This window comes from Mesorhizobium sp. CO1-1-11 (assembly GCF_020164995.1).
GTDB classification, from domain to species: Bacteria; Pseudomonadota; Alphaproteobacteria; order Rhizobiales; family Rhizobiaceae; genus Mesorhizobium; species Mesorhizobium australicum.
In genome coordinates this window covers 17685-27620 of the sequence record NZ_JAIUHE010000036.1, presented here as the reverse complement: position 1 = coordinate 27620, position 9936 = coordinate 17685, and the positions used below count along the sequence as shown (strand labels likewise).

Here is a 9936-nt window from a genome sequence, read left to right as displayed (position 1 = left end):
CGCGCCCGCAAACGCGGGGCGCGGATTGTGAAAGACAAAAGCTCTCCGCTCCGGCCGGATGACCGGTCAAATCGCGAAGTGAGGAGATTTAGGTGCGCCTCGGTGCTTACTTCACGCCGTTGATGACGGCCTTCGGCACCGCGTTGTGCACCAAGCCCCACTTCTTGAGCATGGCGTCGTAAGAGCCGTCCTTGATCAGTTCGTCTAATGCGCCGGCCACGGCATCGCGAAGGCTGGTATTGTCCTTTTTGAAGCCCATGCCGAAGGTATCGTTGCTGAGCAGGGGTTCGCCGACGAGTTGATAGGTGTCCGGCTCGAGGCGGATCTGGTAGGCAATCGTTTCGATGCCCTGCACCACGGCGTCGTAGCGGCCCTGCTTCATGCCGAGACGGGCGGCGTTGGAATCGGCCGTTCCCTCGAACTTGATCGCAGGCTTACCCTTGGCCACGCAGTTGGCGTCGCTCCAGCCGGTGACGTTTTCGCCGAAGGAGGTCGAACGGCTGCCGGCGACGGTCTTGCCGCAGAAATCCGTCGTTTCCTTATATTGGGCGGCGTTGGCCTTCATCGTGAAGAGGATTGGGCCACTCGTTATGTAGTCGACGAAGTCCATGCTGGCTTGGCGCTTCACGTTGTCGCTCATGCCGGAGATGATCATATCGCCGCGCCCGGTCTGGAGCCCGCTCTGCAGCTCCTGGAATGCGGAGGTGACGAAAAGCACGTTAAGGTTGAGCTTTTTGCCAATGGCGTTGATCAGGTCTACGTCGAAGCCATCCAGCGTGCCCTGATCGGGATTGACGAATTCCATGGGCGGGTAGATCGGGTTCGTCAGGACGCGCAGTTCACCCTGGTTGACAAGGTTAAGCTTGGTGTCGGCGTGCGCAGCACCGGCCGCGACCAAGGCCATCGCCGAAACGGCAATGCGTATGAATTTCATGGCTTTTTCCTCCTGAAGGTTGTTTTTCAAAGCACCGCAGAGATGAAATTCTTCACTCTGGGATTTCGTGGATTTTCGAGAATCTCGGCGGGTGTCCCGCAGTCGACGATGCGACCGGCGTCCATGAACAGCACACGGTCGGCCACCTCGCGGCAGAAGCCCAGTTCATGCGTGACGACGATCATAGTGGTGCCGGACGCCGCAAGCTCCTTCATCACGCTCAGCACCTCGCCGACCAGCTCCGGATCGAGCGCCGAGGTGGGCTCGTCGAACAGCATCGCTTTCGGCTTCATCGCGAGTGAGCGAGCGATCGCCACACGCTGCTGCTGGCCTCCCGACAATTCGCCCGGGTAAGCATCGGCCTTGAGGGAAAGCCCGACGCGGTTGAGCAGGGTCTTGGCTTCATCGATGCAATCCCTCTTGGGGCGTTTCTGCACTCCCACCGGCCCTTCGACGATGTTTTGCAGCACCGTCTTGTGCGGGAAAAGATGGAAACGCTGGAACACCATGCCCACGGACTGCCGCTGGCGGGCGATCTCGCTTTGGCTCAACGGATGGAGTTTGTTCCCATCACGGCGGTAGCCCACGATTTCGCCCTCGATGGCGACATATCCAGCATCGATCTTTTCAAGCTGGTTGATGCAGCGCAGAAAGGTGCTCTTGCCAGAGCCGGATGGGCCGATGATGCAGACGACCTCGCCCTTGGCAATTGCAAAGTCGATGTCTTGCAGGACATGGAAAGAACCGAAATATTTCTGCAGACCGACAGCCGTGATCAGCGCGTCCATCACGCCGCCTCCTCGGTGAGAGGTTGGCCGGCGGGCTGACCGTGGCCGCCCCAGCCTTTCGAAAAGTAGCGCTCTACGAAGATCTGGCCAATGGACAGTACAGTGACGACGACCATGTACCAGATGGCGGCGACAATCAGCAGTTCGATGACGCGAGAGTTGACGTAGTAGACGTCCTCGACGCTTCTCAGCAACTCGGAATATTGGATGACGCTGGCGAGCGACGTGAGCTTGACCATGCCGATGGTTTCGTTGCCGATAGGCGGAACGATAACGCGCATGGCCTGCGGCAGGACGATCCTCAGCATAGCTCGTAGAGGCGTCATACCAATTGAAAGGCCGGCCTCGGTCTGGCCCTTGTCCACGGCCAGAATGCCGGCGCGGACCACCTCGGCGGTATAGGCGCCTTGCTGGATGCCCAGCCCAAGGAACGCGGCGACGAAGGGGGTCATGATGTCGACGGTTCGAAACGAGAACAGTCCCGGAATTCCGATCGTGGGAAAAATCAGCGCGAGGTTGAACCACAGCAGCAGTTGCAGAAGCGCCGGCGTGCCGCGGAAGAGCCAGACGTAGCCTATCGAGACATTCCTCAGCACCGGATTGTCCGACATGCGCATAACGGCGGCCACCACGCCTAGCACGATGCCCAGCGCCATGGCGCAGAATGTCATGATAATGGAGTTGACGACGCCCTTGAGCACGCTTGGCGAAAACAGGTTGGTGCTGACATAACTCCAGGCAATGTCGCCGACCCAGAAAGCCCTGACGAGCATTGCAAGCAGGACAATGACAAGGAGACCCAGGATTTTCGTCCCAGTCTTGCGTCGCGGCACGATCACGAAATGTGCCGGTTCAGCGCTCCCAATTTCGCGCATGATGAAGGTTCCCCGAGGCTCAATCGCCTCGTTTTTTGTTTTGATGCCCAAGCGTAACCATGCGACCACGATCGCCGCAAACGAGATATGAGCATGCGATTTATGATGGATTTGCATAAATCCGTTGCGGCTCGTACGGCCGCGAACGTGCAGCGATTGTTGATCGTCGTTCACCTGATGAATGGTAAGAAATCCGTGTCGGACCTACTTTCTCTGGTGGGCGGGACACAGACCGCCCTTTCACAGCATTGAGCGGCATGGCCAAACTCGGAATCGTCCGATCCCGCACCGAAAGTAAACAGCGCTTCTATGCCTGTACGTCGGAGCAGGCGAAGATAGTGGTTGGCTTTCTAAGCGACATCGCCGAAAGCGAAAGACTTCCTCTGCGAAAAAGATCGGGAAAGGCGCCATCTTGTTGTCCCGGCTAATCGGTGGGCGCCAAGCCGCGCCGCCAAGTGTGCGAGTCTACCTCCTGCCAAGTCTCTGAAGAGCCGCACCGGTCGGCTGCTGGCCAGACGCCGCATTTACGTGCCGATGTCAGCCCACGCGTGTTCATTCTCGGCTGTTGGCATGGTTCTCCGAGCAAAGTACATGGTTGTGGACATCGCCACCGACGAAGAGAGTCATAGGTCGTGGGCGTTCCAACACGCCTGATGATCTAATCGGAAAGAACTTCGCGTTTCGAGCCATCTGGGCCCGTACGCTCGGCTTCTCCTTTGCACAAAGGATGACCGCTACGGGCAAGCAGTTCGCGTGAACGCTGAATATTGCGCCGCCCGCCTTCGACGTGAGCACCACGCGCAAGCGTGGCAAGACGCTCCTCTTCGGACGCGTTGGTCGTCCGACAGGTCTCAAGCAGAAATCTGATCATTGTCTCATCTGCTTTGGTGCCCGAAAAAGTTTTCGCGAGGTTGCGAGCTTGCTTGTCCCATTCGCATTCGGGGATGTCGCCCGCTGCGATTATGACTTTCAGAGCGTTTTTTATGACGTCGAAATCAAAGGCTGAGATCAGGGGACGCTTGTGTCTCATATGCTTCTCTCCGCGTGTCCGACGAAGCTGCCGAAGAGTGGATCGGAAGCACCAACTACAAACCCTAGCGCGTCACCAACTTGGCGCATTAACCTGCGTTAATGGCCACTCCGTAACTTCTGCCCGTGACCAGGAGCAGCGCGTTCGAAACTTAGCTAACATTTGGAGCTGCCCTGAGAGTAGGCGACCGACGCCGGGTTGGGGGGCGGGGTACACGCCGGTCGCCATCAAGGATAGGGACCATGAATTCAGCAAACTGCGTTGCGATTGGTCCTTGAAGAAATAGAGGCGATTCGCACAGAAATTGCAATTGGCCCTAAGCGCTCCTGTTGGCCTCAGGTCCCTTTCGGGCTGTGCCGTTGCCTTTTAATGGATCGCTTTGCTGGCGATGCTGGGTCGCCACGCCGGCCTGTGCAACCGCAGGAACATTCCCCGCGCTGTGGAGTTCGACATCTGTCGATTGCCCAATCTAAGCACTGGAACGGAGAGAGCTCGTCTCGGCTGACGCCGGGCGGGTTTTCCAGCATGGCCAGGACGGTCATTCCGGTCCAGCGATCATAGCGATCACAATTGCCACCCGTCGATGTACTTCTGCACGTCGAGCGAAATGGCTTGCGCGGTGATCGGCGCCGCCCACGAAACGAGGGCAACGCTGACCGAGAACGAGATCAGCAAAGCGAAGGCGGTCGCGAACAAAATGTGGTCCCTCATGGAAGCACCTGTTAACCGACGCCAATCCGGTTCGTTCATTCACGATCCGTTAGCCTGTATGTCGTGGTCTCTCCTTCCTTAACGAGCCGTTGGGAACTTTATGCGTCACCGTTTGCTAAGCGCGTCAATGGCGGGCAGGCTCTGCCATCGGCCGCCGTTTATGCGGGTGCAGCCGACGATAAAAGTACGTGCTCTTGCCCGTTAGGGCGGCAATCCACGCTTCGCAACCATGTCTTGAAGACCCCGACTCCTGAGGATTTTGGGCTTTTATGGCCATCGATGCATCACGTCGAAATGGCCCTCAAAGCCCGGCTGGGAGATCGCGTATCAGCCGATCGAGCATGTCTATTTTCCCGAGACGGGCATCGCGTCGGTTGTCGCCGCCATGACCGGAGGGCGGCAAAGCGAAGTCGGCATCATCGGCCCACATGATCGAGCATGAACTGCTGATGGCGGTAGCGGCGCCGCTCCTTGTCGCCGCCTGCCCCGGCGCAGCCCTGATATGGGCATTGCCGGCCGCACTTCGCCGAGGGACGGGAAGGCTCACGCACGGCAGGATTCTCCAGGCGATCTGGACCGTGGCCAGCCGCCCCCTCAACGCAACCGTCATCCACGGTATCGCGATCTGGATCTGGCACGTGCCCGTCTCGGCACAGCCCTGCTGTTCTGGTGGGGGATTCTGCCGCGTTCCGGCCGCCAGCAGGCCTATGGCAGCGCGGTCATGCATCTCTTCTTCACGTCACTGCATACGGGTCCGACCTTGTGGTCCGACCGGCGCGATCGTGTTCGCCACGAATCGGACATGGCGACCGGCGGCTTGGAAGCGCGCGCCATTCCGATCATGATCGCGAACGCCTGCTCTGGATGCCATACGATCCCCGGCGTGCCGGGGGCACAAGGCCAGGTTGGTCCGCGCCTCGATTCCAGCCTTGCCGACCGGGTCTTTATCGCCGGCGTGCTGAACAATCCGGAGAACCTGATCCGCTGGATACGAGCAGCCAGGGAGATCAATCCGCACACGGCCATGCCATCGACGGGGATCACAGAGCAGCAGGCGCGTGATATCGCTGCCTACCTCTACGCCCTGAAATGATCAGCCCTCGCCGCCGCGCCGGGACCACAGGCCGCGGCCGGGGTCGTAGCCGACCACTGCCGCCAGGAAAAACACGACGAGGCAGGCGAGAACGACAAGGGCGGAAACGGGATCGAAGCGCAGATAGAGCGTGAAGCGTATCAGTTCGACCGCCGAACTGAACGGGTTCCATGCGGCGATCGTAGCCAGCACCGGCCCCGCCTCGGCGAGCCGCCATATAGGATAAAGCGCCGTCGAGGCGAAGAACGTCGGGAAGATGACGAAGTTCATCACGCCGGCGAAGTTCTCCATCTGCGTCGAAACGGACGATACCAGCAACCCGAACGCGCCCAGCATCAGGCCTGACAGGACCAGTGCCGGAAACACGGCGAGGTAGCCTAGAAACGGCGGGCGCACGTCCCAATAACGCGCGATCAGCAAGAACAGATAGACCAGCGGCAGACCGACGATGACGCTCGCCAGCAGCCGCGCGGCAAGCAGATACCAGCGTGGAAGCGGCGCCGTCAGCAACAGGCGCATGCTGCCCATCTCACGGTCGTAGACCATCGCCAGCGAGCTTGCCATGGCATGGAAGAGTAGCATCATGGCCGCCAGCCCGGGGACGACATAGACCTCGTAGAGCACGTAGGTCTGATAGGGCGGCGTGATTGACAGGCCAAGCACCGAGCGGAAGCCGGCGGCGAAGATGGCGAGCCAGACCAAAGGCCGTATGATCGCCGAGAGCAGCCGGCCGCGCTGCCGAAGCGTTCGCAACATCTCCCGCCGCAAGATGCCGTCGAGCGCGCGCAATGCGTGGTGGACTTTCATGGCGAGCCCGTCAGCACGGCGAATGCCCCCGCGATGGTTTCGACATTAAGCTCGGGCGCGATGCGATCCGCGCCGCCGGCCCAGCATACCCTGCCCTGATCCAGCACCACGACATCATCGTCGGCCGCCACCTCTTCGAGGAAATGCGTTGCCCACAGAACGGCAATGCGACGCTCTCGGCAAAGCTTTCTCATATGCTGTTCAAGCGCGCGCCGTCCTGGCACGTCGAGCCCGGTGGTAGGCTCGTCGAGCAGCAGCAGGCGCGGACCATGCATCAGCGCCCGTGCGATCTCCACGCGCCGGCGCTGGCCGCCGGACAGCGCGCGGGCGGGATCGTCGATCCTGTCCAGCACCTCCAGGCGGCTGAGTTCCTCCCTGGAGCGCTCCTTGCTCAGCTCCGTGGGAAGCCCATGCAGAGCCGCATGGTATCGCAGGTTCTCGCCGGCCGTCAGATCGAGGTCGAGAGTCGGCAATTGAAAGACGACGCCCATTTGCGCGAGCGCGGCGGAAGGATTGGCATTCATGGCTTGGCCGAAGACCTGCACTGATCCTACGCGCGCGTGGTAGAGACCGGTGATCAGCGAGAACAAGGTCGTCTTGCCGGCGCCGTTGCGTCCAAGCAGGATACACATCCTGCCTTCAGCCACCGCGAACGAGACGCCCTGGAGAACCCGCCGGCTTCCGAAACTGTGACCTAGATCCTCGACTGACAGGGCGTTCATGGGCCAATCACGACGCCCCACGGACCGCGCCCCACCGGCAGTGATCTCACCACCTCCTGATCGTGAAGGTTGATGAAGGAGATGTCGCCCGAGTTGCCGTTGGCGCTGATCAGACGCTTCTGGTCGTCCGATAGCGCTACATGCCACGGACGCTGGCCGACGAGATAGAGGCGCCGCACCGCCAGCGTCTTGGTGTCGACCTCTGCAACCCTGTTGGCCGGGCCGAGCGCCACATAGGCGGTCGTGCCGTCGCGCGACATCTCAATGCCAACCGCTTGCACCCCCTCGCGCCGGATACCCGGCACCTCGAATTCGATCTTGCCAGTTTCAGCGCGTGTAGCGGTATCGAAGACGGCGACGGTGCCCCGGATTTCGGACGACACCCACAATTGCTTGTCGTCCGGCGAAAACGCCGCCGCGCGCGGCCGCGTGTCGACCAGCAGATTGTCGATGAGCTCGAGTGTGCCGGCATCGATGAGATGAACCATGCTCGTCGTCTCCGAAGTGCAGGCGACCGTGCGGCCATCGGCGCTGAATGCCATGCCTTCTGGTTCCACGCCGACGTCGATGGTGCCTGTGACCTTACCTGCCGCGATATCGACGACCGAAACCAGATTGTCATTTTCATTGGCCACGAAGAGCCGCTTGCCGTCCGGATGGACAACGAAGAATTCCGGATCGGCGCCCGAAGGCAACCGACCAACCACCTGCCGTTTGGCGAGATCGATCACATCGATGCGGTTGTCGTCGCCTTCGGCAACGAATAGCGTCTTCTTGTCGATCGAAAGCGCCATCCCGCGCGGACGCCGCCCGACATCGATGGTTGTCTGCAGGGTCATGGCCGCCCCGTCGACGACCGCGACGGTGTTGTCCTGTTCATTGGAGACGTAGATCGTCTCAGCCGAGGCGGGAGGAACGAGAATCAACATTGCAAGGACAAGATCAATCAGAACTTGCATGTGCTCTCCTCCAGATCGATCCCCAGAGTATCGAGTGGCGTTCGCTGGTGCAGGAAACCGGGCTGTGGCGAGTTGGAGACGAGCAGCCGAGGGCCCGCGATCAGGACAGGCTGGCGCATCTGGCCGTTCCACGGACGGAAACTCAGCCCCTGTCCTTTGAATCCGGCGAGCAGGAAATCGTTGCTGCGGAGATACTTTCCGATCGCAATCGGATCGAGGCTGTGCAGGCGCGTTGCCGCCTCGCCGATGCTTCGCACGGCGAGCCAGGCGGCGTAGTCGCTGGGCAGCATCCAGCGCCCGGCCTGCTTGTGGAAGCGATCCTGGAGTTGCGTGGCACCCCACTCTTCGTTGACCGCGCTCCAGCCGGTCGCGACGAGACCCTGCGTCCCGGCGACCGGCCGCGGAAATGCGGTTCGGCCTTCGAGATAGGCGCCAAACTCGTCCGCCTCGTCGGCAACGACGAGCACATCATAGTCGCTGACCTGCGTGGCAGCGGGAATCTCGGTCTGCAGCGTGACATGTCCTGTGTCGGCGCGCCCGTTGGCCGGCCTGAACGTCCAGGGCTGGTCGATGGTGATCTCTGCTCCGAAACGCGTCGCCGCGCGTCGAAAGGCGACCGCCATCGCCCGGTCCTCGGGATGCGCCCCGACCAGCAGGAACCAGTGCTGCCAGCGCTTCCAGACGAGATATTGCGCCAGCCCGTCAGCGAGCATCGCGCGGCTCGGAATGGTGTGTAGCACGTTCTTGCGGCAATCCTCCTGGCGGAGCCGCTCGTCAGGAGCGCGACTGTTGAACAGCGTCATCCTCTCGGCGCCTGGAGCGTCGCTCGCCTGCAGCAAACGGGCGGCATCGAGATCGGCGATGAGGAAGTTGATGCCGGCGGCCGCGAATTCCTTGACCGCTTCGGCTGGCATCTCGCCGGGCTTGAGGGTGATTTCCTGCAACCGGAATTGCTGACCGAGAAAGCGGCCGGTGCTGGCATTGTCGGCGATGCCGAGCCGGGCACCTTGCAGGCCGTCGTCGGTGACGACCTCGTCCAGTGGCCCGAGCGGTAGAGGCGGTTTGCGCTGTTCGCCGAGATAGCCGATCACCATCGTCTTGGGCTCGCCAAGCCCGGGCGCGACCAAAGCGAGCAGCACGAGAAACGTCAGCGCCAGCCTCATTCGGCCCAAGGCGGGCAAGCCAAGTGGGACGTCAAAAATCGGCATGTGCGCTCCAGGATGGAAGCGACCCTAATATTTTGGACAAAGGAATGTTCCTGGATTCCAACAAAGTGAGCCCGCCCCATTTCCGCATTTGGGGCGGGCTCCATGCCTTGGACCGGTAGAGGGAGGACCGACCCCGACCCCAACTGCTGGAAATTCCGATCGTTTCTTGGCCGCGCTCTTTCCCAAGTCGCAGCCGGCCCCCTGAGCGGCACGCCTGCTCTCACCGCTTCTCGCTTGCGGCTACCGGCGGGCCAGCGCCCAGCTGGTCTAGCTTTGCAAGCGTTTCAACTCTATCAGGAACGATCATGAAGCGTGGCGATGCTCCTTCTCGGCACCGGTCGGTCGACGGTGCTTTTGACCGATCGCTACGACACGGTGGCAACGCGCGATTACGGCGCGCTTGAAATCTGGCCACCCGGCCTGAAGCTTTGACACGCGCATTGCGCGATTCTTTGGCGGGGACCGATGCGCCAGCCGCCCGACTAGCTCGGGCCTTTGGCATGCATCACTATGAACGCACGAGGCGTGACCGCATTCATATTTGACGATCGGATTACCGGTTGCGGCTCGACATTTCACGCCTGTTCGAGGAAAGTTAAGGCTGGTTCATTTGGAAAACCGGGCTGGTGATGAAGGAACAACTGAAGCTGCAACACGTTGTATCCTCCAAGAGTGCCCATTTTCAGGTAATGGCATCGATAGCGTGACCGGCCCGTTCGGCTGGCGCAAGAGGAGAACGCGATGAAGAAGATCTGGAAGAAACCGATCATGTGTCAGGTCGCCGCCGGTTTAGAGATTTCGCGATACCT

At 60.8% G+C, this 9936-nt stretch carries 11 protein-coding genes; 2 read left to right on the top strand and 9 right to left on the bottom strand.

Translation table 11 applies throughout. From position 1 onward, the window contains the following. Positions 1 to 106: 106 nt before the first annotated feature. The 5 genes from LB554_RS28345 to LB554_RS28325 all read right to left on the bottom strand — a co-directional run bounded on the left by LB554_RS28345 (position 107) and on the right by LB554_RS28325 (position 4338). Positions 107 to 904, bottom strand: a complete 798-nt coding sequence (locus LB554_RS28345; protein WP_224588117.1) for an ABC transporter substrate-binding protein — start codon at positions 902 to 904, stop codon at positions 107 to 109. A gap of 56 nt (positions 905 to 960) precedes the next feature. After that, positions 961 to 1722 carry an amino acid ABC transporter ATP-binding protein gene (locus tag LB554_RS28340; RefSeq protein WP_015316549.1) on the bottom strand — a complete coding sequence of 254 codons (762 nt, stop codon included), beginning with the start codon at positions 1720 to 1722 and terminating at the stop codon, positions 961 to 963. Further along, positions 1722 to 2597, bottom strand: a complete 876-nt coding sequence (locus LB554_RS28335; RefSeq protein WP_015316548.1) for an amino acid ABC transporter permease — start codon at positions 2595 to 2597, stop codon at positions 1722 to 1724. The genes LB554_RS28340 and LB554_RS28335 overlap by 1 nt, the downstream gene beginning before the upstream one ends. A gap of 658 nt (positions 2598 to 3255) precedes the next feature. Then, positions 3256 to 3627: a hypothetical protein gene (locus tag LB554_RS28330; protein ID WP_015316547.1), complete on the bottom strand. Its 372-nt coding sequence runs from the start codon at positions 3625 to 3627 to the stop codon at positions 3256 to 3258. 564 nt (positions 3628 to 4191) lie between these two features. After that, on the bottom strand, positions 4192 to 4338 hold the full coding sequence (locus LB554_RS28325; protein ID WP_015316546.1) for a hypothetical protein: 147 nt from the start codon (positions 4336 to 4338) through the stop codon (positions 4192 to 4194). 428 nt (positions 4339 to 4766) lie between these two features. Here LB554_RS28325 and LB554_RS28320 point away from each other — a divergent pair, with 428 nt between their 5' ends. Together LB554_RS28320 and LB554_RS28315 are read left to right on the top strand one after the other, a co-directional pair. Beyond that, positions 4767 to 5183, top strand: coding sequence for a cytochrome c oxidase assembly protein (locus LB554_RS28320; protein WP_224588115.1), 417 nt, complete (start codon positions 4767 to 4769; stop codon positions 5181 to 5183). Further along, positions 5141 to 5431 carry a c-type cytochrome gene (locus tag LB554_RS28315; protein WP_318013223.1) on the top strand — a complete coding sequence of 97 codons (291 nt, stop codon included), beginning with the start codon at positions 5141 to 5143 and terminating at the stop codon, positions 5429 to 5431. The genes LB554_RS28320 and LB554_RS28315 overlap by 43 nt, the downstream gene beginning before the upstream one ends. On the opposite strand, the gene LB554_RS28310 is transcribed toward LB554_RS28315, so the two are convergent. The 4 genes from LB554_RS28310 to LB554_RS28295 are packed head-to-tail and all read right to left on the bottom strand — an operon-like array spanning position 5432 to position 9127. After that, complete coding sequence (locus tag LB554_RS28310) at positions 5432 to 6238, bottom strand: ABC transporter permease (protein WP_015316545.1); 807 nt, start codon at positions 6236 to 6238, stop codon at positions 5432 to 5434. After that, positions 6235 to 6960, bottom strand: a complete 726-nt coding sequence (locus tag LB554_RS28305) for an ATP-binding cassette domain-containing protein (RefSeq protein WP_015316544.1) — start codon at positions 6958 to 6960, stop codon at positions 6235 to 6237. Before LB554_RS28305 ends, LB554_RS28310 begins: the two co-directional genes overlap by 4 nt. Then, positions 6957 to 7919, bottom strand: a complete 963-nt coding sequence (locus tag LB554_RS28300; RefSeq protein ID WP_224588114.1) for a PQQ-dependent catabolism-associated beta-propeller protein — start codon at positions 7917 to 7919, stop codon at positions 6957 to 6959. Before LB554_RS28300 ends, LB554_RS28305 begins: the two co-directional genes overlap by 4 nt. Further along, positions 7907 to 9127, bottom strand: a complete 1221-nt coding sequence (locus tag LB554_RS28295; protein ID WP_224588111.1) for an ABC transporter substrate-binding protein — start codon at positions 9125 to 9127, stop codon at positions 7907 to 7909. The genes LB554_RS28300 and LB554_RS28295 overlap by 13 nt, the downstream gene beginning before the upstream one ends. Between the last annotated feature and the right edge of the window lie 809 nt (positions 9128 to 9936).